At 44.1% G+C, this 25,002-nt stretch carries 25 protein-coding genes, 1 other RNA gene and 1 pseudogene; 14 read left to right on the top strand and 13 right to left on the bottom strand.

What is annotated here, in order from left to right; translation table 11 throughout:
• Positions 1–7 precede the first annotated feature (7 nt).
• The 3 genes and pseudogenes from ACH10T_RS05975 to ACH10T_RS05965 all read left to right on the top strand — a co-directional run.
• Positions 8–454, top strand: coding sequence for a phosphate-starvation-inducible PsiE family protein (locus ACH10T_RS05975; protein ID WP_394808407.1), 447 nt, complete (start codon positions 8–10; stop codon positions 452–454).
• Between the two features lie 225 nt (positions 455–679).
• Positions 680–1,408 (top strand): phosphate regulon transcriptional regulator PhoB, encoded by a 729-nt coding sequence (gene phoB, locus ACH10T_RS05970; protein ID WP_394808406.1) that lies wholly within the window; start codon positions 680–682, stop codon positions 1,406–1,408.
• A gap of 539 nt (positions 1,409–1,947) precedes the next feature.
• Positions 1,948–2,345: pseudogene (locus ACH10T_RS05965) on the top strand (IS5/IS1182 family transposase); the annotation flags it as partial.
• Between the two features lie 205 nt (positions 2,346–2,550).
• Here ACH10T_RS05965 and ACH10T_RS05960 read toward each other — a convergent pair.
• From ACH10T_RS05960 to ACH10T_RS05910, 11 genes are all read right to left on the bottom strand, one after another.
• A complete protein-coding gene (locus ACH10T_RS05960) occupies positions 2,551–3,741 on the bottom strand; it encodes a fatty acid desaturase (RefSeq protein ID WP_394808405.1) in 1,191 nt (396 codons plus the stop codon).
• 291 nt (positions 3,742–4,032) lie between these two features.
• On the bottom strand, positions 4,033–4,590 hold the full coding sequence (locus ACH10T_RS05955) for a pseudouridine synthase (RefSeq protein ID WP_394808404.1): 558 nt from the start codon (positions 4,588–4,590) through the stop codon (positions 4,033–4,035).
• Positions 4,591–4,629: 39 nt separating this feature from the next.
• The gene (locus ACH10T_RS05950) at positions 4,630–5,082 is read right to left on the bottom strand and encodes a SixA phosphatase family protein (protein ID WP_394808403.1); all 453 of its coding nucleotides are present in this window, start codon (positions 5,080–5,082) and stop codon (positions 4,630–4,632) included.
• 32 nt (positions 5,083–5,114) lie between these two features.
• On the bottom strand, positions 5,115–5,411 hold the full coding sequence (locus tag ACH10T_RS05945; protein ID WP_394808402.1) for a DUF167 domain-containing protein: 297 nt from the start codon (positions 5,409–5,411) through the stop codon (positions 5,115–5,117).
• Positions 5,412–5,426: 15 nt separating this feature from the next.
• Positions 5,427–6,002 (bottom strand): YggT family protein, encoded by a 576-nt coding sequence (locus tag ACH10T_RS05940; RefSeq protein WP_394808401.1) that lies wholly within the window; start codon positions 6,000–6,002, stop codon positions 5,427–5,429.
• 61 nt (positions 6,003–6,063) lie between these two features.
• Complete coding sequence (gene proC / locus ACH10T_RS05935; protein ID WP_394808400.1) at positions 6,064–6,876, bottom strand: pyrroline-5-carboxylate reductase; 813 nt, start codon at positions 6,874–6,876, stop codon at positions 6,064–6,066.
• Positions 6,877–6,987: 111 nt separating this feature from the next.
• Positions 6,988–7,818: a bifunctional DNA-formamidopyrimidine glycosylase/DNA-(apurinic or apyrimidinic site) lyase gene (gene mutM, locus ACH10T_RS05930; RefSeq protein WP_394808399.1), complete on the bottom strand. Its 831-nt coding sequence runs from the start codon at positions 7,816–7,818 to the stop codon at positions 6,988–6,990.
• On the bottom strand, positions 7,818–8,690 hold the full coding sequence (locus tag ACH10T_RS05925; protein WP_394808398.1) for a DUF4340 domain-containing protein: 873 nt from the start codon (positions 8,688–8,690) through the stop codon (positions 7,818–7,820). The genes mutM and ACH10T_RS05925 overlap by 1 nt, the downstream gene beginning before the upstream one ends.
• 3 nt (positions 8,691–8,693) lie before the next feature.
• Positions 8,694–10,052, bottom strand: a complete 1,359-nt coding sequence (locus ACH10T_RS05920; RefSeq protein ID WP_394808397.1) for a GldG family protein — start codon at positions 10,050–10,052, stop codon at positions 8,694–8,696.
• Between the two features lie 17 nt (positions 10,053–10,069).
• A complete protein-coding gene (locus ACH10T_RS05915; RefSeq protein ID WP_394808396.1) occupies positions 10,070–10,813 on the bottom strand; it encodes an ABC transporter permease subunit in 744 nt (247 codons plus the stop codon).
• Between the two features lie 19 nt (positions 10,814–10,832).
• Entirely contained in the window at positions 10,833–11,564 is a 732-nt protein-coding gene (locus ACH10T_RS05910) for an ABC transporter ATP-binding protein (RefSeq protein WP_394808395.1), read from the bottom strand.
• 468 nt (positions 11,565–12,032) lie between these two features.
• On the opposite strand from ACH10T_RS05910, the gene ACH10T_RS05905 reads away from it, so the two are divergent.
• The 6 genes from ACH10T_RS05905 (at position 12,033) to ACH10T_RS05880 (ending at position 17,909) form a co-directional block, all read left to right on the top strand.
• Entirely contained in the window at positions 12,033–12,716 is a 684-nt protein-coding gene (locus ACH10T_RS05905) for an OmpA family protein (protein ID WP_394808394.1), read from the top strand.
• Positions 12,717–12,794: 78 nt separating this feature from the next.
• Positions 12,795–14,126, top strand: a complete 1,332-nt coding sequence (locus tag ACH10T_RS05900) for a TRZ/ATZ family hydrolase (protein ID WP_394808393.1) — start codon at positions 12,795–12,797, stop codon at positions 14,124–14,126.
• A 19-nt stretch (positions 14,127–14,145) separates the two neighbouring features.
• Positions 14,146–14,853, top strand: coding sequence for a bifunctional 2-polyprenyl-6-hydroxyphenol methylase/3-demethylubiquinol 3-O-methyltransferase UbiG (ubiG, locus tag ACH10T_RS05895; protein ID WP_394808392.1), 708 nt, complete (start codon positions 14,146–14,148; stop codon positions 14,851–14,853).
• A 48-nt stretch (positions 14,854–14,901) separates the two neighbouring features.
• Entirely contained in the window at positions 14,902–15,549 is a 648-nt protein-coding gene (locus tag ACH10T_RS05890) for an HAD family hydrolase (RefSeq protein ID WP_394808391.1), read from the top strand.
• Between the two features lie 238 nt (positions 15,550–15,787).
• Positions 15,788–16,149: a transfer-messenger RNA gene (gene ssrA, locus ACH10T_RS05885) on the top strand.
• Between the two features lie 167 nt (positions 16,150–16,316).
• Positions 16,317–17,909, top strand: a complete 1,593-nt coding sequence (locus ACH10T_RS05880) for an integrase domain-containing protein (RefSeq protein ID WP_394808390.1) — start codon at positions 16,317–16,319, stop codon at positions 17,907–17,909.
• A gap of 475 nt (positions 17,910–18,384) precedes the next feature.
• On the opposite strand, the gene cls is transcribed toward ACH10T_RS05880, so the two are convergent.
• Positions 18,385–19,806, bottom strand: a complete 1,422-nt coding sequence (cls, locus tag ACH10T_RS05875; RefSeq protein ID WP_394808389.1) for a cardiolipin synthase — start codon at positions 19,804–19,806, stop codon at positions 18,385–18,387.
• A gap of 437 nt (positions 19,807–20,243) precedes the next feature.
• On the opposite strand from cls, the gene ACH10T_RS05870 reads away from it, so the two are divergent.
• From ACH10T_RS05870 to ACH10T_RS05850, 5 genes are all read left to right on the top strand, one after another.
• Entirely contained in the window at positions 20,244–20,681 is a 438-nt protein-coding gene (locus ACH10T_RS05870) for a hypothetical protein (RefSeq protein ID WP_394808388.1), read from the top strand.
• A gap of 69 nt (positions 20,682–20,750) precedes the next feature.
• Complete coding sequence (locus tag ACH10T_RS05865; RefSeq protein ID WP_394808387.1) at positions 20,751–22,016, top strand: esterase/lipase family protein; 1,266 nt, start codon at positions 20,751–20,753, stop codon at positions 22,014–22,016.
• 157 nt (positions 22,017–22,173) lie between these two features.
• Positions 22,174–22,401 (top strand): GIY-YIG nuclease family protein, encoded by a 228-nt coding sequence (locus ACH10T_RS05860; RefSeq protein WP_394808386.1) that lies wholly within the window; start codon positions 22,174–22,176, stop codon positions 22,399–22,401.
• A 212-nt stretch (positions 22,402–22,613) separates the two neighbouring features.
• On the top strand, positions 22,614–23,117 hold the full coding sequence (locus tag ACH10T_RS05855) for a hypothetical protein (RefSeq protein WP_394808385.1): 504 nt from the start codon (positions 22,614–22,616) through the stop codon (positions 23,115–23,117).
• A gap of 14 nt (positions 23,118–23,131) precedes the next feature.
• The gene (locus ACH10T_RS05850; RefSeq protein WP_292929471.1) at positions 23,132–23,677 is read left to right on the top strand and encodes a YMGG-like glycine zipper-containing protein; all 546 of its coding nucleotides are present in this window, start codon (positions 23,132–23,134) and stop codon (positions 23,675–23,677) included.
• Positions 23,678–23,918: 241 nt separating this feature from the next.
• Here the strand turns inward: ACH10T_RS05850 and ACH10T_RS05845 are convergent, their stop codons facing one another.
• A complete protein-coding gene (locus tag ACH10T_RS05845; protein ID WP_394808384.1) occupies positions 23,919–24,839 on the bottom strand; it encodes a cation diffusion facilitator family transporter in 921 nt (306 codons plus the stop codon).
• Positions 24,840–25,002 lie beyond the last annotated feature (163 nt).

Raw genomic sequence — 25,002 nt, 5'->3', positions numbered from 1 at the left:
TATGAAGATGATGAATCAAACGATAGTTAAAAGAAAAGGCACATTCCTGTTAACCGACACAGACTGGCACACGCGCGCCATTCAGCTGATTGTCGGCATTCTGATGTTAGCACTCTACTTGTGGATAGGCACCGGCGTTCTGAGCTTACTGTTACATCTGCCTGATATTCTCAAGAATGGCTGGGCATACGTTGCTGAGCATATCATTATTGATATCGTGCTAATCCTGGCAGTACTCGAACTGATTCGGATACTGCAATCTTACCTGACACTGGGACGTGTTAAGGTAACCTTCATTCTAGACGTGGCATTGGTGGTGCTAATCGGAGAATTGATCGGCCTCTGGTATAAAGAATACACGTTGCTGGAAGTTGGCTTACACATTACGGTAATCGCTGTACTGACATTGCTGCGTATCGTTTCCATTCGCTTCTCGCCCGATGCTGTCGATTAATCCAATTGGGAATTCAAGCACAGAGATCAAATCATTCCGGTAGATTTAGTCTCATTACGTCTTTTCTTCAGAATCAAATTCACCGTTTTAGCTGATCAATCAAGGTAATTAATCGGCCATTCATTGCAAAAAATATTATATTCATCGCACTGTCATAAATATGTCATGCTTTATTTATATTATCTCAACATCTTTTAGCTACATTTAATATAAACGGAGTAGTTCATGGCTGTAACAATACTAATCGTTGAAGATGAACTTGCGATCCAGGAATTAATCGCACTCAATTTGAAAAGAGCGGGACATATGGTTTTATGTGCTGAGAGTGCGGAGCAAGCGAGAAAAATGGTCAATAATGTGCTGCCTGATCTCGTGTTATTGGATTGGATGCTCCCCGACATGAGTGGAATCGAATTTGCACACAAACTCCGGCGCGAAGACCGTACCAAAGCGATTCCGATTATCATGCTTACTGCCCGCATTCAGGAAAGTGACAAAATTGCCGGACTGGAAGCTGGTGCCGATGACTACATTACCAAACCTTTCTCACCCCGTGAGTTACTTGCCCGGATCAAGGCTGTGCTTCGCCGGCGTTTACCCGAAATGTCGGATGAAATTATTGAAATAGGTGGATTGAAACTTGATCCAACGACACACAGAGTACATGTGTATACCAGTGATGAGCCAGAAAAGCTGTCAGAAATTGCATTGGGACCCACGGAATTTCGTCTGTTGCATTATCTGATGGCCTATAAAGAGCGGGTACACACACGTTCACAACTGCTTGATCGCGTCTGGGGTGACCATGTCTTTATCGAGGATCGTACTGTCGATGTTCATATTCGCAGGCTGCGAAAAATTTTAGAAGCGGTCGGTAAAGAGAGTTTGGTACAAACCGTACGGGGAACGGGTTACCGGTTTTCAGTGGAATGTAACGAAGAAAGTGTAGAGTAATCAGATATTTACCAAAATCCTATCCGGCTGGTGCTAATAGAACTACCCCACGGATCCTTCCATGAAATTGACAATCCCGGGTGGATATCTGAAAAAAATTGGTAGCTCTTATGAGCATAATTCCATGTTTTTCCGAGGAACATGGATTTGCCTGTCCCGTTGATGAATTGCAATAATCATAGTAGCTTTCCCGCTTAGGTCGATCACAATGAGGGCGACTACGGTGGCGGCTATACATCTTTAATCAACAGGATTCAGCGTGCCTTTTAAACTTTTAAGGTCCAATCTTCATTCATCTGGTTAATGGACACTTTATCCTCACCGACAGGGAAGTTGCAAGAAATAGAGACTTTGTCGACACGACCCCTGAAAAATCATCATACACACTTCCGCTCACATTCAAAGAAACATTACCACCATAAAAATTTGCCCAAAGGCTGTCGTAATATGATTTGTACTTAATAACCTGTTGAACTCGATCAGCAATTGGGGCGCTATGCGCGAGCGATCCTGTCATCAGGGCGGGACAGACTTCATAAGCGCAACAGCCAAAGGACAACGACAAGTGCTATATGCATTGCACGCGCTGGAAGTCGAGTACATCGGTAAGGGTAAGACCGGCAATCCTTACAACGGTTATATTCTTCACAAACAGCTCGAACAAACACAAATGCTACTCGAAGGCACCGAATCAACGCCAAAGCAAGTCATTACCGGTTTCGGGTTTCTCGGGGTGGATACTGATAATCCGTAAGTGGAAACTATCCATCGCGGCAAGTACAACCGCAACGCTGCTGACTCAAATGCCGACAAGCAGCAGAACCTGCAATCGGAAATCTGGAATCCGATCACTGTTGGTTACCCAGCAAGTTGGGTGATGCATTGCACGCTTGTTGTATATGCGGCTGGCTACAACTTGTTCTGGCTGATGAGAGCACAATGCGCCCGGGTCTAAAGAATGTTTATTGCAACTTGCATTGCTTCAGCTGGTCAATAAATTTGCTCCGCGCGCCCTGCACCTCATCCCGTGGCAAGACCACGGGGAATCGTAAGTTAAATATAAGCTGAGATTCTCCCAATAAGAAACCCGCCAAGGCGGGTTTCTTATTGGGAGAATCTCAGGAAGTTCCATAATACTCTATTTATGCATAGCAACGTAATCGCTGAGAAAATGCCTGCAACACTTCGATACCACTTTCCTCTGCACGTCGACACCAATCCTCCAACTGCTTGACCAGTTCTTCAGTTGACGCAGTAGAACGTTGCCAGATTTCAGCTAATTCCTCGCGCATGGTATAAACTTTATCGAGTGTTTTAGCATTACTGAGCACTTGACTTAGTTTTTCGCGTTCATGCTCTTGCAAAGTTTTCGAATCAGCCAAGATCCAACGCTTCAGAGTAGAATTATCCACACCATATTGCGTCGTTGCTTCTTTCAAGTGAACCATTTCTTTTGCAAAAGTCGCTTTCAACGATTTCGTATATTTGGCAAGAACCTCATAGCGATGAGAAATAACAGCTTGCAACGTATCTGAATCGCATTGGGTTTTTTCCTTATTAATACGCAATTTAGGCGCAACTTTCTTGACCTTTGCAAGCCCCATCATCTCCAAAATACGAATATACATCCAACCAATATCAAACTCGTACCATTTATTGGATAGTCTTGCTGATGTTGCATAAGCATGGTGATTATTATGTAATTCTTCACCACCGATTAAAATACCCCAAGGAACGATATTCCTGCTGGCATCTTCCGCCTGGAAATTCCGGTATCCCCAATAATGGCCAACACCATTGATAATACCTGCAGCAAAAATAGGAGCCCACAACATTTGCACCGCCCAAATAGTAATACCAATCGGGCCAAACAGGATTACATTAATAATCAACATTAATGCAACACCTTTTGCACTGTGCTTGGTATAAATGTTACGTTCTATCCAATCATCAGGCGTACCGTACCCATATCTTTCCAGAGTCTCCTGATTCTTTGCTTCTGCTCTGTAGAGTTCCGAGCCTTCGCTTAACACTTTCTTGATACCGACAACAACAGGACTATGTGGATCATCCTTGGTTTCACATTTTGCATGGTGCTTACGATGAACCGCCGTCCACTGTTTTGTAACCATTCCGGTAGTTAACCACAACCAGAAGCGGAAAAAATGACTTGGTATCGCGTGCAATTCCAGCGCTCTATGCGCTGAATGGCGGTGAAGATAAATTGTAATACCCGCAATTGTAATATGCGTAAAAACCAAGGTAACAACGACATAGCCCCACCACGGCATATCAATCACACCAGAGATTAAAGTAAGAAAATCAGAAATCATAGAGTTACCATCCTTTTAATGGCCTACCGAGGCGCAGACCTGATAAATAAAAACAAACACCCTCCAAACCATTGCACTTCACTCAACTCACATACTAATAAATCATTAACGTTATTTTTTTATTTACTGTACATGAAGTATTTACTCTTTACCACTTCTTTACATATTTTTTATATTAACACTTTAGAGAAAAGAAATATTAATCTGTATCAATTATCTGTTTAAAATAAATGGGTTCAGTAAAACCAAACTTCATTTTCCAGATAGTATTCTGAAAAAATTGATAATCTTTCACCTTTCCAGGACGGAGTCATTCAGTATGCGCCACTCTCCGGGAGCAATCCCCTGCAGGGTATATTTTCCGATTGCATAACGAATCAATCGCAAAGTAGGAAATAAAACCGCTGCCGTCATCCGCCTTACTTGACGATTTTTACCCTCACTTAGAACCAAAGACATCCAGGCAGTTGCGATATGCTTGCGGTAACGAACAGGGGGAGTCCGCTGCCAAAGACGGCTGGGCTCATCCATCAGAAATGCTTGTGCGGGCCGTGTTTTGAAATCATTCAGAACTACACCTTGACGTAACTTATTTAATGCAATCTCATCGGGTTCACCTTCAACCTGCACCCAATATGTTTTAGGGAGTTTAAACTCTGGATTGCTAATCCTATTCTGCAATTTTCCATCATCTGTTAATAGAACCAAGCCCTCACTATCAGCATCCAGTCTACCCGCCGGATAAAAGCCCGGTAATGGAATAAAGTCTTTTAATGATCGATGACCGCTTTCCGGTGTAAATTGGCAAATCACACCATAGGGTTTATTAAACAAAATTAATCGAGGCATGGTGCCCGAATGTGACCAAAAAGCAAATCCAATCAAAACTCATAGCATGTCTGGATAGATCACGGAATGAAGTACTGGTTCAATAATATTGTCTTTTTCCTGATACCGGATCCACCACACGGAGCCTTTCTTAACACGCAACCCAGGAGGGATGACCGGAACCAGATTATGGACGACCTCACCCAATGTAGGTTGGTGGCCGACTATGACTACAGCGCCTTGTGCATTGGGCCAGTTAGCAGCGGTAAGAATACTCTTTACACCAGCACCCGGGCCTATTTCATTATTGGTTACAAAATCAGATCTCAATGCCATCGCGGTTTGTTGAGTACGCCGCGCCGGACTGGCTATCACCAGCGTATTCTCCGGCAATTCCGATTTAAGCCAATCAGACATACGTTTTGCTTGATCTAATCCTTTCGCAGTCAGCTTACGGGCTGCATCCGGAAAACCATCTTCAGCTTCAGCGTGGCGCCACAGAATCAATTCCATCGCATTTTTTTAATAGAGAAGTACATTGATAATCAACTTTGCAACTCGTTATATAATACATCCGGGCCACAACCAGGTTGCTGAATTACTATCACTTTATGCCGCGATTTATCACCTTGTTTCAGCATCACTTGGCATAGCGGCACATCGAAATGCTTAGCAAGGAACTTCAGTAGCAAGGCATTTGCTTTACCTTCTACTGGTGCGGCCGCAAGTTTTATCCTCAGCACGTCGCCATGTAATCCTGCCGCTTCAGTATTTTTTGCACCCGTCTGGATATGCAATGTCAAAACAAGATTATTTGCATCATCATACCGATACCAGCCCATAATAGCCTTAATACCCTAAAGGAGTATGTTAATGATTTCCCTATGCATGCCAGCCACTAGCATCAGCAGCACTTGAATTAAGATCAACACAAACAATGGGGATAAATCAACATTGGCTATCGGTGGAATGCGCTTACGAAAGACGGCCAGGAATGGCCGCGTAAAACTATCCAGTAATGGCGCTAACGGACTATGTGGATTAACCCAAGACAGAACAGCCTGCATAATAATCATTATCAACACAATATAGAGTGTTATTTTAATAATCTCAATGATGCCCAGTAACCCCATAACGCCTGATGCAGCACCAATATTGGCTGCAAAATCATATCCCTGCACCATATAAACACTGGTAACGATCATACATTCCATTAACCAGGCGAGGACCAGCGTGGATAAATCTATGCCAGCCCAGCCAGGAATAACACGACGCGCAGGCCGCACGATAAAATCAGTCACGGCGATAAGAAACTGGGAAATCGAGTTGTAGTAGGGAACACGTAATAATTGAAAATAAAACCGCAGTAGCAGCGCCAAGGAAAGCAAACCCAGGATAGTATCAAGAAGAAAAATTAAGATCTGGTTGGACATAAGAGTTTTCCGAAAAAACTGTAATTGAAAATTAAGAAATCACAACTGGCTCTTTCAAGATTTAAATTCTGCTGAACTCATCACTCAATTCTCGTGAACGCCTGTCCGCAGCATGAACGGCGGCTATGATCTTACACTGAATAGCATTTTTCTCCATAGTCTGTATTGCTTGTTCCGTTGTACCACCTTTTGATGTCACCCGAGCGCGCAATACAGCTACATCTTCATCACTCAAGCTAGCCAGTTTGCTAGCGCCAGAAAATGTCTGCAAACTGAGTTGTCTGGCTTGAGCCGACGTCAAGCCCAATTCTATCCCTGCTTGCTGCATAGATTCAATAAAATAAAACACATAAGCAGGACCGCTACCGGAAATAGCCGTGACAGTATGCAGCATTTCTTCATCATTCACCCAAAGTGTCGTACCTACCGCAGCAAGAATCGATTCAGCATTCTTTTTATCTAACTCACTGACACCTGGCGCAGCATAAAGGCCGGCAACACCGCTACGTACCAGAGAAGGCGTGTTGGGCATTGCACGCACTACCCGCTCATAATCACCCAACCAACGTATGATATCAGTCGCACGAATACCCGCCGCAATCGATATGATCAGCTGGCTATCCAATAATGGCGCAAGTTTTTGGGTTAATTCAAATAATTGCTGTGGTTTTACGGCCAATAAAATTACATCTCTTCCCTTGATTCCATCGGCAAGATCCGCGACGGCCGAAACGCCCAGTGTATTTTTTATTTTCTCACGGCTTTCTGCATTGATTTCCACTACATGAAGCTGCTCTGTTGCATAACCTTGCTGCAACAATCCGCTGATTAAAGCAGACGCCATATTGCCGCCGCCAATGAATGTAATATTCATATTGACCCTATCATTATATTAATTGATTCAACTGAACAGTAAATGATCTTGTAATCATCGACAAAACAGTCTGGCATTAGAAATTAAACCGCCGTTCTGAACGCGCATCTGTCAATGCTGACAACGCAGGCAATAAAAGCTGGAGCGTTGATTTTGTCTGATTTGTTTAATCTCATGATCACATTCTTTACAGTGCTGTCCGCCACGCCCATAAACCCAATATTGCTGCTGAAAATACCCAGGATTTCCATCACTATTAACAAAATCGCGCAAACTACTGCCGCCCGCTTCGATCGCCTGCTGCAAAATCTGTTTAACCGCTTGAACCAGTTTTTCATAACGCGTCATACCGATCCTGCCAGCGGCTATTTTGGGATTGATTCCGGCTAGAAACAAAGCTTCATTCGCATAAATGTTACCAATACCAACAACCACATGGCTATTCATCAGCGTCTGTTTAATACTGGCGCGACATTCCCTGGTTTTCTCAAATAATTGCTGCGCATTGAAATCCGCTGTCAATGGCTCGGGACCAAGATTCATCAGAAGCGGATGCTGCAGAATATCTCCCATATGCCATAACACTGCACCAAAACGGCGAGGGTCTCGCAATCTCAGAACGGTCTGATCACTTAAGATTAAATCAAAATGATCGTGTTTCTGGGGCGGTTCTATCGATTGCATCAATTTATGCGGCAGTATGCGCAAACTCCCTGACATACCCAGATGAAGAATCAACGTTCCGACACCGCAATCAAGCAAAAGATATTTGGCCCGGCGTGCCACTGCCTGAATCGTTAAACCCGTCAATAACTCAGGCAAATTGCCTGGTATCGGCCAGCGTAACCTAGGATTCCGGACGATTACATTTGCCACGGATTGCCCCAGCAGATGCGGCGCGATGCCCCGTCGTGTTGTTTCAACTTCTGGTAATTCCGGCATCAGTCCTCGGGCAATATCTGGTTTAATTCTATCCGATTTGGATCGAGTAATTGCTGACCCACATCAATCGGTAACTGATAACCGAATCCATCTTTAACACGTAACAACACTGTCGAGAATTCATTTTGCAGAATTCTCAGTTTGATTTCCTGCCCATCTTGCAAAGTGATTTTAATGAAGCCCTTAACAATAAAATCAGGATCTAACGCTTGCTCCAAAATCAGCTCTCCGGCATGCGCTGTTCGCCATAACTGCACCCAATGTTTTATCGTATCTTCGTCAGGTATCTCGCCAGAATGCTGCATAGTGATGCGCCAATTTTCATTCTGAAATTCTACCGTCAAATGATTCAACTCGAATTTAACCGGAATTTCATTGGATGCTAGTAACTGGGGATTAATCAGATCGCTGGTTCTGGATGGCAAAGCAAGCACATAGCGCGGAGAAATCAAATACACCTGATCACCTGTCGCCACATATTGTTGGTTGGTCATGGGTGCAAATCCGCCAAAACCAAAATACTCGTTATTCAGATACAACCGCACATTGGGTTGATCCAAACCAAAACGTCCCAGATCCACCAGCGGAAGACGTTGACTACTTGTCACTGTTAGAATTTCCAGAATTTCTGCGATCTTTCTCTCATCCGCACGAGCCTGTACCGGCTTTACCAGATACCAGTGATTATCCAATTGCTGCAGCACAATCTCTTGTTGTTGCCACACGATACGTAGGCTCTGCACCGCTTCAACCGGACTGGTTGAAAGCGGGTATTTATGAATATCCGGAGATTGCGGTCTGAAATACAGAAACACCGCCAAACCGGCAATCGTAAAAAACATGATCAGATTAAGTCGCGCGTGATGAGTCATTTTTTATATTCTTCTTTTGCGGCGCCACCAAATAACCGTCCCACTCACCAAAAACAGTACCGGCAATAAAACAAGAAAACCAATCACGATCAAAGTCAGCTCTGATTCACTTAAGATCAGATTGCTATCCAGCGTCGCGCGTGGCTGAATTACAATCAATTCTTCATCGCCTGTGAGCCAATTGATCAGATTAATACCAAAATCTAAGTTATTGCCGTTCCCGAGATAAGTATTGGCAAGAAAATGTCCACTCCCGACAACAACAATGCGCTGCTCGCGATCCTGAATATTGCGCGCCAAAGCCGCTGCAATAGTGATCGGACCAGCCACATCATCGGCTTGATCAAAATTAATCGCGTCATTCAGATCACCGGTCTCCACCCAGCCCTGTTGCGCCGCTTCAACCAGTGAAACGCTGCTCCATTCTTCACTTTCATCAATCGTTATCTGGCGCGCAAACGGAAACACCGTAATGTAATCAAAATTATTGGTGATAACGTGCTGCCCATAAATAGCACCCAAAGCAAATGTAACCGGCGCTTTAAGCTGTTCTGCCTGAGGATCAACAACAACGCCTGGAGTGAGTGTTAAGCGTAACTTCTCTGCCACGGGTAGCAATCCGCGTAACGATTCCTGATCAACCAACCATAATAGGTTGCCGCCTCGGTCTACATAATTCAGTAATTTATCTACTTCTCCCGGTAATAAGTCGGTCTGTGGAGAAGCAATCATCAACATGCTTGCATTCACGGGAACATCCTGCTCAATGGCAAGGTTCAATGACTGACTGTTAAAGCCATTTGTGCGCAAATGCTTGCCAAATTCCCCTAAATCGTAGTTGGCATTCCCATCAAGCCTGCGTTCCCCATGACCGCCCAATGCCACGATCAGTTTGTCTTCAGCGCGCGCCAAGCGCATCAAGGCGTTGGAAAACGCTTGTTCGTTAATGGCTGTGAGATGTTCGATTCGCTGATTAAATTTGATTACCATCTCACCGTTAACCTGAACATCCGCTTCCTGCGTCAATATAGGTTGCGCCACCGGATCAATAAATGTCAGAGAAAGATCTGGCTTTACACGTTGATAAAGTGCCACGAAGTCGGCAATAATCTTGTGAACATCTCCCAATTGCGCATGTTGCTCAGTGGCATAAGCCGTCACTTGAACCGGTCCTTGCAATTTTTGCAGTATCTCAACACTCGCTTCACTCAGGCTATTACGTCCATTCTGACTGACATCCCATTGCAACCGGGTTTGTGTTGCAAGATAGCCCAGCAAAATAACCAGCAACAGTAGCAAAATGACAAATACGCCATTTTGCATCAAGTAATGCCAGCGTAATTTTTTATTCAGCGTAATCATTTGCGTAACTTTTAAGCTTACCCATGCAATCGTTCTCCATCCAAGCGGCGAATCGTTAACAGCAGAAAGGTGAGGATAAACAAAATAAAATAGGCGATGCTCAAGGTATCAATCAAACCCTGATTAAACTGCTCGAAATGCTTCAGCAAAGAAAAATATTGTAACCATCCATCTGGTTCACTTGCAGCCAGATTGATCATCCACAATCCTAACAACACGCCCAAGGTGCCAATCGCGGCAAGCACCGGCTGTGCTGTCAAACTGGAAATATAAAGACCCAGCGCAGAAAAACATGCAGTCACCAGGAATAAGCCTAGCGTATTGCTAAGCAACAAGCCAAAATCCAGCGCACCACCAAGTCGTAATGAAATAGATAATGCAACTATCAGGGTAATGACAGCCAAAAAGAAAACCATTAAGCCCAGAAATTTACCGATCACAATATCGGTCATGGAAACCGGCGCTGAAATCAATAATGTCAACGTGTGATTACGGCGCTCTTCAGCCAGCAACCGCATGGATAATAATGGCGTAACCATCAATAAAATAATGGCTGCCATTGCAAACACAGGGGAAATAATAATTTCCGTAATTCCCGGGGGATTAGCAATTTGCATCAATTGAGACTGTATCTCCAGAAATGCATCCAGGCGGACCAGAAAAACCCAGGTGAGCACGAGTTGTATCAAAGCCAGCAATATCCAGGCCAAAGGAGAGATGAACAACATGCTCAATTCCTTACGGATAATGGTAACAATCATTCTTAAGATTCCTGTTTGTTCATAACTGTGTGAGTTGCGTAAATACCGCCTCCAGACTGGTGCCCTGGTGCTGCAATTCGGCCATGGTTTGATCAAATACCACGCTACCTTTATGCATTATCTGCACCCGGTCACATACACTCTCCACCTCAGACAATATATGCGTTGATAAGATAACACTACTGGACACGCCCAACTCCCGGATCAACGAGCGAATTTCGCGCATTTGATTAGGATCAAGACCTACCGTTGGTTCATCAAGAATAATGACGTCCGGGCTGTGAATGATAGCTTGCGCAATACCCACGCGCTGTTGAAATCCCTTCGACAATGTACCAATCACATACCTGCCTTGAGCTTCCAGACCACAACGTTGTTTCACATTATCCAACACAGCTTGTAACGTTTGCTTGTTGATACGATGCAATCGAGCGGCCAGCAACAAATATTCGTCGACAGTCATGTCATGATAAAGCGGTGGAATCTCGGGTAAAAAACCTAAATGCATTTTAGCTTCTTGCGGTCTATCCAACAAATCGATACCACAAATCTCAATACTGCCGGCACTTGGTGCAAGATTACCCGTCAACATACGCATCGTCGTGGTTTTACCCGCGCCATTCGGCCCAAGTAACCCCAACACTTCCCCGCGCCTTAATTCGACATTCACATTTTGCACCGCTGTATGGTGATCATATTTACGACACAGATTCTGTGCTGACAAGGTTAAAACCGCCGTTTCATCTGCCATACCTAAGAATTCCCGTCGTTAAATAGTGATATGATGAATTTTGTTTGCAAGTAAATCTATTTATAAAATTTCACAGTCTAGGGAGGCTCTGATCAAATCCCTCGACAGGCTCAAAATGAACAGTATACGTCTGATAGATCAATAATTCACCGGCTTTGACTCGATTTCGATAATAAGACAAAATGTAAACAGCCATTCTTAATCACTATGCAGTTATTTCTGTAAAAAAACTGATTTGACCATTCGGATATGCTAGCTCATTAATTCTATTTTACTTAGATTTATAGCACATATTTGTTGCAATTAAACAACATATCAATTTGAGATAATAAGCAAACAAACTGATAATTGAACACTTATAAGCTTGAAGTAGTAGAATAGCAAAGACTTTCAATTGTATTGGTAAAGCAATCTTTGCATTACCACCAGAACTCTTAGAAACATAGTTTTCATTAAAAGGACAACATCATGAAAAAAATATCAGCCAAAAATACTCTTATTGGAATGGTTCTTATACCAGCAATGTTTTCTGGTGCTGTCTTGGCACAAGCAACAAGCATTGGTCCCTACGATCAAGATCGTTCTGTAAAAAAACCGGAAGCTTATGGTGTTGATGATCGTGGCGTAGTTGCCAGAAACACAACCGGCTTATGTTGGCATACTGGCTATTGGACACCCGCTATGGCTATTCCTGAATGCGATCCAGATCTGGCTAAAAAAGTCGAGGTTGCTGCGGCACCAGCACCAGCACCAGCAGCGGCAGCTACAACTGCTCCAGAGAAGATTACATTCTCTGCAGATGCGTTATTTGATTTTGATCGCGCAACATTAAAACCAAATGGTATTCAAGCATTGAATGAGTTTGTTAGTGCCATACAAGGTATTAAGTATGACCTCATCATTGCTGTCGGCTATGCGGATCGCATTGGATCCGATGATTACAACAAAAAACTCTCTGTTCGCCGCGCTGAATCAGTCAAAGCCCATCTGGTTTCAAGAGGCATAGAACCCAGCCGCGTCTTTGTCGATGGCAAAGGCGAAGCAAATCCAGTGACGGGTAACAGCTGTGCTGGAGAGAAAAAAACAAAAGCATTGATTGGTTGTCTCGCACCTGATCGTCGCGTTGAGATCGAAGTAGCAGGTACAAAATAAGCAGTTATTCTTATTTTTCTCAAAAAGCCCTGCCATATACTGTGCAGGGCTTTTTTCTTTCTACACACAGCATAATGCATGAATGACTGGATAGAAATCGACACCGTAATTGAAGCGAAATGGATTATTCCCATTGAGCCGGCTGAAATCACACTGAATCACCACGCCATCGCAATAGACAAAGGAATCATCAGAGATATTCTGCCGACACCCGAAGCCAAACTGCGTTACAAACCCCAGCAAACAATAACACTGAACGATCATGCACTGATCCCGGGCCTGATCAACTTGCATACCCACGCAGCCATGACACTGATGCGTGGATTTGCTGATGATCTACCTCTGATGGAATGGCTTAACAAACACATCTGGCCAATCGAGAATCAACATGTTGATGCCCAATTTGTGCTGGATGGCACTCAGCTTGCCTGCGCGGAAATGATCAGAGGCGGCATTACCTGCTTTAATGACATGTACTTTTTCCCGGAGTCCTGTGCTGAGACCGCAATCCACTCAGGAATTCGCGCTGCGATTGGTATGATTGTGATTGATTTTCCAACTGCCTATGCCAGTGACGCCGATGATTATCTGGCTAAAGGACTGAAATTACGTGATCAATATCACCAACACCCGCTGCTTTCCTTCTGTTTTGCACCGCACGCGCCGTATACTGTCAGCGACAAAACATTTAGCAGCATCCTGACTTACGCAGAGCAGCTCGATATCCCCATCCACACCCACTTACACGAAACCCAGGATGAAATCCGCAGCAGTCTGGAAACCAATGGCGTACGGCCGATTGAGCGTCTGCATCAATTAGGACTGCTCAGCCCAAATTTGATTGCGGTGCACATGGTGCATCTGACAGACTATGAAATTAAACTCGTGCATCAATACGGCTGCAGCGTTGCGCATTGCCCATCATCCAACATGAAGCTTGCCAGTGGTTTTGCCCCGATTCCTGCGCTATTGAATCAGGGAGTTAATGTTGGCCTCGGTACAGACGGCGCGGGCAGCAACAATCGCCTAGATATGTTTGAAGAAATGCGACAAGCGGCACTCCTGGCAAAAGCAACCAGTGGCCGAGCCGATTCCCTGCCCGCGCATCAAGCACTCAGAATGGCCACCCTGAATGGTGCCAATGCTTTGGGGTTGGGAGAAATAACCGGTTCATTAGTCGTTGGAAAAGCGGCTGATATCACAGCAATTAATTTTTCCGACCTGAACCTCACACCTTGCTATGATCCAACTTCACATTTGGTATACACAGCAAGCCGAGAGCAAGTGAGTCATGTATGGGTAAATGGTAGAATGCTATTGCACGATAAACAATTGACTACGTTGAACCCATTTGAACTGCAATATCGTACCGTTTACTGGCAAGAACGTATTGCCTCAACATCAAGATAATCCGCATAAAGGAACATAAATGGAAAATGACGGCATTAATGCTGATCCGCTGGAACTTGAAAAATTCAGCCAACTTGCACACCGTTGGTGGGATCCGAACAGTGAATTCAAACCATTGCATGAAATCAATCCATTACGCCTTAATTACATTGATGAATTGATTGAGGGACTGGAAGGAAAAACCGTTCTGGATGTGGGATGCGGCGGCGGTATTTTATCCGAAGGCATGGTATCCAAAGGCGCTCATGTAACCGGTATTGATCTCAGCGATAAAGCGCTTAAGGTTGCCAAGCTACACTTGCTGGAAAGTGGTCACCAAGTTGATTATCGCAAGATTACAGTCGAATCCTTGGCGAAAGAGCAGCCGCAACACTATGATGTGGTCACTTGCATGGAAATGCTCGAGCATGTACCTGATCCGATGAGTGTTATTCGTTCATGCACTCAGCTAGCCAAACCCAAAGGATGGGTTTTCTTCTCAACCATTAACCGCAACCCGAAAGCCTACCTGTTTGCCATTATTGGTGCTGAATACGTATTAAAAATGCTGCCGCGCGGCACGCATGAATACGCCAAATTTATCAAACCATCCGAACTTGCGCGCATGGCACGTAATGCAGGGTTGATGGATGAGAAATTGATTGGCATGACGTACAACCCGATCACCAAAGTCTACGCGCTGGAAGATGATACCGACGTTAACTACATCATGGCCTATCGCAGCTAATTTAATAGCTCCGGCATAATGTAATTTTTACCACTTAACTTCTGACTAATGATTAAAGCAGTCCTTTTCGATTTTGATGGAACGCTGGCTGACACCGCCCCCGATCTCGGCCATGCCCTGAACCGGCAACGCATTGCACGCGGCATGCCTGCATTGCCCATTGAACAGATCCGCACCCAGGCATCAGCCGGTTCACGAGGATTGCTGGGTCTCGGCTTCAATATCAAGCCGGGTGACAGTGACTATGAATTTATGCGCGATGAATTCCTTGATTTCTATACACAGCGCCTATGCCACGACACTTGCTTGTTTCCGGGTGTTGATGAATTGCTGGATCATTTGGAAATACGCAATCTGCCTTGGGGCATTGTGACCAACAAGCCAGCGCGTTTCGCGCACCCATTGATTGAAATGCTCGGCCTTGCGCAGCGCGTTGCTTGCGTCATTTGCGGCGACGAAACCACCAACGCCAAACCACATCCGGAACCGCTACTGACCGCCAGCGACAAAATAGCCATCTCTCCTGTCCACTGCATCTATCTGGGAGACGACATACGCGACGTACAGGCCAGTTTGGCGGCAGGTATGCAACCCATCGTTGCCCGCTATGGCTATCTGGGTAACGACCAGCCGCCAGAAACCTGGGGCGCCAACTATCTAATTAATCATCCCAAAGAATTGCTGACTTATCTGTAAAGAGCACCTCTAAAAATTCAGAGTTCTAAACAAAACTAGGCGCGAGCAAAAAATGGTGACGCAGTATATAACTGATATGTAAGGAAACATTCTTTGTGAACCACAAAGTGTTGTGACGAAATTTGGATTTTTAGAGGTGCCCTAAAGAAGCACGTATTAATTCTGTTAGAATAACCAACATATAGGACTTGAACTTTCTGGTTTCAACACCATCCTATACACTACCAAAACGAATACTGGGGACGATCTGGTTTCGACGTGGGTTGCAAAGCAGCGCAGGGCATACCGAGGATCAGTCTACCTCGTAAATCCATCTGAAAAAAAATAGTCGCAAACGACGAAAACTACGCTTTAGCCGCTTAATACGGCTAGCCTCTGCACCGGTGGGCCTCAACGCCGGGTCTGGCAACAGACAGCAGAGTCACTAACGAGGATCGTGTTCTGCAGGGTCACTTTGCAGAACACTAAACGCAAGGTGACTCGCCTGTCATCAGCCTGCCAGTTGGCGGTTGCCAGGTTAAATTAAATAATATGGCTAAGTATGTAGAACTGTCTGTAGAGGACTTGCGGACGCGGGTTCGATTCCCGCCGTCTCCACCATTTTAAAGTCTTACAAGATCCAATAAGAACCCGGAAATGATCATTAACAGTGCATCTCCGGGTTTTTTATTGCCTATAGCATCCTAAATTATGCTATAAAATACTAGTATTTTAGTAGTACTAATTGTAGTACCATAAATATATCTTAAAAATTGGTACTACTAAAAATGGCTAGAACGACAAAACCATTGACTGATACAGAAATCAAAAAAGCAAAACCAAAAGATAAAATTTATACCTTATCTGATGGGCATGGCCTGCAATTAAGAATCAAGCCCAATGGCTCTAAAATGTGGTTGTTTGATTACCTTAAACCACATACAAAAAAACGCACTTGTTTAAGTTTTGGGTTATACCCTGCGTTGTCTCTTGCTGATGCACGTAGCAAACGCGATGAAGCCAAAAAATTACTTATTAAAGATGTTGATCCCAAAGAATTCAGGGATGAGAGGAAATTTCTAAATGAAGTTGCTCAAAACAATACACTTGAGCACATTGCTGCCCGCTGGCTTGAAATTAAGAAATCGATGGTAACCGTCAATCATGCTGCTGATATATGGCGTTCACTGGAGCTGCATATATTTCCAAGTTTAGGCAAAGTACCCATACACAAAATTACTGCTGTAAAAGCAATTGAGACGATTCAAAGAGTTGCTGCAAAAGGTAGCCTAGACACGGTTAAACGCCTATGCCAGCGTTTAAATGAAATCATGGTTTATGCTGTCAATTCAGGGATGATAAACGCAAATCCTTTATCGGGTATCAATCAAGCGTTTCAATCACCAAAAAAACAACACCTGCCAACGATAAAACCAGAGCAATTACCCTTATTGATGCAAGCCTTATCAATGGCCAGCATCAAATTAACTACTCGCTGCCTAATTGAGTGGCAATTACACACAATGGTTAGACCGAGTGAAGCTGCTGGAACACGATGGAGCGAAATAGATTTTGATACTAATCTATGGGTAATTCCAGATCATCGTATGAAAAAGAAAAAACAGCATGTCGTACCGCTATCACCCCAAAGTTTAGCATTGCTAGATTTAATGAAGCCTATAAGCTCCAATAGTGAATTTGTGTTTCCTTCGGACAGAAATTTTAAAGCACATACTCACCCCGCAACAGCTAATATGGCAATAAAAAGAATGGGATTTCATAAACAATTGGTTGCACATGGTTTGAGAGCATTAGCCAGCACCACTCTGAATGAACAAGGCTTTGACCATGATGTAATAGAAACCGCACTAGCCCATACAGGAAGCAATGAAGTACGAAATGCTTATAATCGTGCTGATTATATTGAACGCCGGAAACATCTTATGAATTGGTGGAGTGAGTATATAGAAAACGCAGCTATTGGAAATTTGAGCTTAACATTCTTCTTTACCGCTGGAATTGGGTGCCGATGTGCAACGAAAAATACCTCGGCCTATGTTCTTTCTAATGATACATGTTGTTCCGAGCCCGCCTTGATTGGCCATGGCAAATCGTTTAATTTAATAACTGGAATTAGAATGTTTAATCCTAATCATATTTCAAAATCATTAATTATTTTTTTAATACTTATCCTTTCCGGCTGCGGCATCTTCAATAAATCAAGAAGTAATGATTCGGCGCAGAAAACTCATTCTGATTCCCAAACTACAGAGTCCTCCGACTCTTCAAAAAGCTTAGTACCTCCGGGATTTGGAGAGACTCCACGTAACCCCGGGGGCTATAATCCAATTAATCCAGCCGGCGCAGGGGCTGGATATTGATATTCGTATATCATCCATTTTCATTTAATAACCCGCTCCGGCGGGTTTTTTATTGTTTAATGTTGAATTTATTTTCCTACATGATGGCTACACAGAGCAATAAAAAGAAAAAAGGATTACAAACATAAGTCTGTAACCCCTTGATTTATCTTGGTAGGCCGTGCGAGATTCGAACTCGCTACCAACTTGGCACTTCGATGCTGTTTAGGGTAGTGGGCGTCCATTCCATTACTTTTATTCCGAGATTCCCGCGAAATTTAGTGCGCCTCAGTGGTACATTTTTACACCGCTATTTACACAAGCCTGCTTGGAATTGGATACGGTTCATGGCCATGGCAGTTTCTCTTTGATGGGTTTGTTTGGGTCAGTATGCGCCTTATAATAGAAAAAATCGGGTTTGGCTGAACAATCTTTCTAATCAGGATATAATTTGCTGTAATGAAAAATACATCTGGCTCAACTATTCAACACCTTTCTAGAACATGTATCCCCACAATCGAGCCGTCCATTCTTTCAGTCTGAGCAGTAGCGGCCTATGCTCCCATTCTTCGAGTTCGATCGCATTCGAATTCGCAATATCCCTAAAGTAGGCTGCCTGCATTTGCTGCGCAAAGTCACGCCCCAGAATGACTGCATTGATTTCGTCATTGTCCAGCGCGCTACGCCAATCCAGATTGCTAGATCCAACGCAAGACCAGACGCCGTCTACAATTGCGGTTTTTACATGCAGTAGTGCGCCTTGCCGTTCGTAAATTTTTACGCCTCCCTTCAGCAACTCAGAATAGTATGAACGTCCCGCATGAAATGCTGCTACCGAATCGGAATAACTCGGCAGGATCAGCCTGACATCTACGCCACGACCTGCAGCATCAATCAGGGCATTGAGAAGCTGCGGATCAGGCACAAAGTAGGCATTTGTAATATACACTTGTTTTTCCGCGTTAGTGATCGCGGATATGAGCGTCAGATAGATCAGGCTGTAAGGATCATCCGGCGTACTGCCAATTGCACGAATTATTTCCTTACCCTGTGGCGCTACCATCGGAAAATAGTTTCTTTGTGCCAGCGGTTTGCCATGCTGCTTGTTCCAGGTTTGCAGAAACAATTTCTGAAATTCGGCAACTACCGGTCCTTCGATTTGAATATCGGTATCGCGCCATCCACGTGTTTGATCAATCGGTTCTTCTTTTCTCCTGATGGAGGATCCGGTCGAATAAGTGTTGCTGATATTGATGCCGCCAATAAATGCGGTATGTCCATCCACCACGAGCAGCTTGCGGTGATCACGATTATTGGGTGTCCATGACTTCTTTATTAATAATGGATTAATCGGATTGAATTCAAGTACCTGAACACCTGCTTGCGCGAGACGATCAAAGAACGTCCTTGCTGTGCCTATTGTGCCGTAGCTGTCATAAATCAGGTTGACTTGGATGCCTTGTGCTTGCCGCTCGATCAATAGATCCGCGAACTGTTGACCGACTTCATTATCTTCGATGGTGAAGGATTCCAAATTGATATGATCTTTGGCTTTGCGGATAGCGGCGAACATAGCCTGATACGTTGCTGGGCCGTCCTGCAGCAATATGACCTTATTGCCTACTACGAGTGGACTGCCGACGATTTCCTGTTCGAGTACAATCTGTTTATCCAAGATATCGATGTCGCCGGACTTTTGCTTGAGTTTCTCCACGATGGCCGCGCTTCTTTTAGCCGAAATCGTACCCCATGCGTCTTTGAAATGCGCTGCTTGCGCAATGTAATGCTCCGTCAGGAATTGCGTATCGGGCAGCGTCGCGCAACCGGTCGAGAGTAATGAACAGCATGCCGCTGCAGCAGCGAGCTTAAGCTTGGTTATCATCACATCATTCTTTATCTGAGGTATGCTGATTTTCATGGAATTTTTAGTCTCACACAATGAAGATATAAAATGGAGAACAAAAATAGTGCAACAAACTGGCAGCGAAAGTAGGAAAGATGAAGACTCTATTTGTTTCCAAATGAATTTACTTGGCAATGTTATGCGAATCTAATGGCAGCTTAACACGATGTTTCCCATATTTAACAGCGCATACATCACAATGTGTCTATGTGCGTTACTGCACAGAACCGGCTCAAAGATCATTGTAATGTACCCTCCGGGATGGTTGAATAAATAATCCGTGCTTTGGCAGTAACTATTAGGTTATGACGATAAACTGGGCAGGCGAGTCCGGATAGATGACGTTGACTGGATATCGGCTTAACGCGAGATCAAATTCTTTTACAGAGAAAATGAGATTAATTGCGATGAAAACACTTTATTAATAGCGTTCATTAGCACTCAAAACCAATATGAAAATTAGAATCAGTCAGATAATTATAGTGTTAGCCGGGATTTTCTCAGCCTTAAGTTTTGCTGAAGTAAACCCATCACTTCCACTCGTTAAATTACAAGGCCAAACGCAATTTATTTCTGGAGGCGTAGGCAAAGATGAGTCGGAAGCAATATTGCAGGCAAGAAAAACATGGGCATTGATGCTTGAATTATCACAAAATACTGGCTCCAAAGCCCAATACATCAGTGATGTCCACGTATTAATTAAGGACAAGGTAGGCAATACTGTTCTTGATACTACCACTGAAGGCCCCTACCTGTTGGTGAACCTTGCTCCAGGAAACTATTCCCTGAATGCCACCTACGAGTTAACTACTCTCCATCGCGATCTAAGTATTCAAGAAAAGCGTGGAAAAATAATTACATTAACCTGGCCTGCTGCCAAAAATAATTAACCCAGACAATAGTCCGAATCGCTTTGACGATATACAGGCCATTTTGTTTCTTTACTTTGGAAAAATACTATGGACAACCAACACCGCAAAAGCAGCTCCTTGCTAACACACGCACTCGGAGTGATAATTGTCGCGGCAATTTGCAATACAGTATCGGCTAATGATTCAACGGTGAAAGCCGATACCGCGACACCGCCTGATATTATTTGCATGATGAATTGGGCACAAACATTCTTTCCCAATCTGTTTTCACCGCCGGTATCAGGCGTGCAATTATCTTCACCCTATACCTATCGCTATTACCCCGACACCAACGCCTATGTGGGCGTTTCCTCTGCAGATAACCATGTCTATTACCAGGGACCAGACGATGCCTTGCCACGGGATATAGGTGATTTATCTGCTTTGTTGAATGAATCGGGATGTGGAGAAAAGCCTTATCCTGTCGTCTTTATTCATGGTATCGCTTCTTCTGCAGACACATGGGTATCGTATAGAGATTATCTGATTAACAGTGCTGGCTGGACATTCGGTGGGATACCTGCTTTCAATCCGGCCACAAAAACAGTTGCTATAAGCTGCCCATTAGATACTCCGAGCTGTACGGGGAATACTGGTAACTTCTATGCTGTAAATTTCTCCGACAATCAGGGATTGTTTCTTGATGTCCAGGGAGGAGAATTAGCAGTAATCATTCAAGCGGTGTTAGATGAAAACCCTGAGGCAACAAAAGTCCTTCTGATTGGACATAGCACAGGTGGTCTTGCTGCAAGAGAATATCTGCAAGGGTTAGCTCGAGTGTTCGATTCGGCAACGACAATTCCGTATCGGGAGGATGTTGCGAAACTCATTACCATTGGGACTCCGCATCAGGGTAGTTTTTGGGCCGAGACATGTCACGTTAATTTCGATATTTTCGATATTTTCGATAAAGTCGGCATTTGCGATCTTCTACCTTATCATATTGACTCAAACAGTGTTTCAATCAAGGATTTACAACCCAACAGCGCAGCTTTGAATGTACTTAATGACTTGGCTACGCACCCCCTTCCATCCAATGTACGCTATGTTTCGATAATTGGAACGGGGCAATCAACTTTGTCCAGCTTGGTTGATTTCCAAACAGGAGATGGAATCGTAACCGACACTTCCCAGAACCTTATAGCGGTAACCGGAGATCTTCCTCTTCAACAGAAATCAACTACGATTGACATTCCTTTCCGAGATTGTGGTAATAAAATAAAAGTGCCAGTTATCGGAAGCGTAGGTCAAACCCATACGTGTGAGACAACGGATATTAGCGTAGGAGCAGAAATTTTGAGAAATTTACAATAGGTAGCAATGCAATAGGCGGTGAGTTTAAAGGGCAATGTCACCAATATCCTAGTATCCATTCGTTTTTTAATGGATATGAGTAATAATTACCATCAATTTACCCATCAAAAAGAAAACAAGAAATTTTCCAAAAGGAAGTCTTGTTCAGATCTATATATTGGAATGTGCTGATTCAAGTCTTTATACCGGCATTACTACAGAATTAACCCTTCGGATCTCAGAGCATGAAATGGGTAAAGGAGCGCGATATAGCCATGGTCGCGGGCCTTTTCGACTTGTACATCAGGAACTTTACAAAAACAGAGCAGAAGCCTCAAAAAGAGAAATCATAATAAAAGCTATGACTCGGACGAGAAAGTTAGCTCTGATTCAGGGAGCCCCCTAGAATGAGAAGACCTGTCTTACTTCTGAATGATGCTTTTTATCCCCTGATCGAATAACTGAAACTAATGCGGTCTGGATCCAGTCAAACAACGCGAAATGGTTTTAATAAATACCTTAGTTACATTATGGGATGGGGATATCATTTCCAATCTGATCTGAAATCTCTTAAATGACGAGTTGGGATTAGAATCCAATTTGTCTTTCACTACATTTATGCACAATAGGCTTCATATAAAAAATATTAGATTGGTACATTTGATCATCGCCTTGCTTGCAATGATAGAAAGCCATTCTGTTTTAGCGCGGGATGGACATGGTGGTGGCGGCCATTTTGGAGGAAATTATGGTCATTCGGGTGGCTATAGTAGTCATGGGCATAGCCACTTAAATCTTGGTATAAATCTCGGCGGCTATTATGGTCCCGGATTTTATGGTTATGGGGGATATGGCGGTTATAGCCGTTATGGCTTTGGTGGCTACGGATTCGGTGGTTATGGGTATGGCTATCCCTCTTACTATCCACCTTATTATGCTTATCCGCCAACCGTGATAGTGCCTTCAACCTCTCCGGTCTATACGCAGCAGCAACAGGCTGAGCCTGTCCAGCCACAAACCAATTACTGGTACTATTGCCAAAACCCGGATGGTTATTATCCTTATGTCAAGAATTGCCCGGGTGGCTGGTTACAGGTAGCTCCGCAGCCACCTGCACAATAACGCAAAGAGAAAACATGTTTATAACAAAAAGATTACTTATATTGCTGATTGTTTGGCTACTAACTGCCTGCGCAAACCTACCAACAGGTCCAAGCGTTATGACATTACCTGGTGCCGGTAAAAGTTTTGATCAGTTTCGTCAGGATGATAGTGAATGCAGAGAATATGCTTATCAACAAATTAACGGCAAGACTCCTCAACAATCATCCCGAACTAGCGGTGTAGAAAGCGCCGCTATTGGAGCTGGGTTAGGCGCTGCTTCCGGCGCTGCCATAGCTGGTGGTGAGGGAGCTGCCATAGGTGCTGGAATAGGCCTTTTAGCGGGCGCACTGTTTGGAACAAGCAGTGGCACATCTTCAGGTTATGAAAGTCAACAGCGCTATGACAACAGCTATATCCCTTGCATGTATTCGAAAGGCCATAATGTTCCTGTTTCAGGTAACGTCAGCAGGGATCTGCCCGCAAGTAGCGGCGTCAGTCGAAGAATTTCTTCACCACCAGTAAATTCTAATCCACCACCGCCACCACCCGGTAACCCACCGCCTCCACCTCCACGGTAGAATTCTCTATAGCTGCAGTGTTTTGTAAAATATGAGATGCGTAGATTAAGCAGCAAGTTGGCGCGTAGGGTGCTGCCCCATAAATACTTAACACTGTCACATTCATATCCCGGTCATTTATCTTGGAAGAATGTGACTCGACGCGCTCTCTTTTCGTCTAGAGCTTGCAGTTATTCTTGATTATGTTCTTTGGATACGCAATTTACCCTACTCGCCGAAACTTCATCGCTACGTCGTCACTTTAAACAACGTCTGAAGGCTCTTGTTTACAGGGATGAGATACATTTCCACACTCAAACTGAACAGTAGTGTGCTGAATTCCAAACTTCTCACGCAATTCGTTATTGATTTGAACCAATAGCAGATCGTCAATGACCGCATCTGGCTTGATTAGATGCACGGTTAGGGCAATTTCCGTCGTGCTCATTGCCCAGATATGCAAGTCGTGAACTGCTTCTATTCCTGGAAGATTCGCGAGATAAGCCTCAACTTTGGCCGGATGAATATTGGCTGGCACAGCATCAAGTGCAAGGTTAAGCGATTCGCGCAGCAAGCCCCAAGTACCAATACCAATAATTACGGCGACCACAAGGCTTACGACCGAATCCAACCACAACCATCCTGTAAATTTTATGGCAATAGCTGCTAAAACAACACCCATAGAAACCGCTGCGTCAGCCACCATGTGCAAATATGCGCCGCGAATATTCATATCTTGCTTTTGGCCCGACATGAACAGCCACGCCGTAAGCCCATTGATTACAATGCCAACTGACGCTACCCAAATGACTGTGTCACTCGCCACGAACTCGGGATAGCCAAATCTGTGAATAGCTTCCCAGGCGATAGCACCGACCGCAACAAGCAAAACTAGCGCATTAATCAATGCAGCTAATATCGAAGTACGGCGTAAACCATAAGTATGCCGCTGTGTTGGCAGCTTGCGTACTAATACGCTTGCGCCCCACGCGAATAATAAACTCAACACATCGCTGAGGTTGTGGCCTGCATCCGCTAACAACGCGAGAGAATTTGCAAATAAACCAAAAATGACTTCAAGCACAACAAAACCTACATTTAGCGCAATCCCAATTGCGAATGCGCGATCAAAGTTCCTTGGAACGTGGCTATGATCATGATCGTGGGAGTGGTTATGTGCCATATATTGATTTTATTCCAACATGTGAACTTCTAAAGTTAGCGGCTTAACTATATTTAAACAGCAGTACTATAGTGGACCCTCCTTTCAGGACAGTAAATTAAGATGGTATCCTGCTAAGAAGGAGCAGGAAATGACGGGAATAAAGCGAAAGAATTTTACGGGT

It is taken from the genome of Nitrosomonas sp. (genome assembly GCF_043753625.1).
In the GTDB taxonomy this organism is placed as follows: domain Bacteria; phylum Pseudomonadota; class Gammaproteobacteria; order Burkholderiales; family Nitrosomonadaceae; genus Nitrosomonas.
Note: the sequence above shows the minus strand (reverse complement) of the source record. Positions and strands in the feature narration are given on the sequence as shown.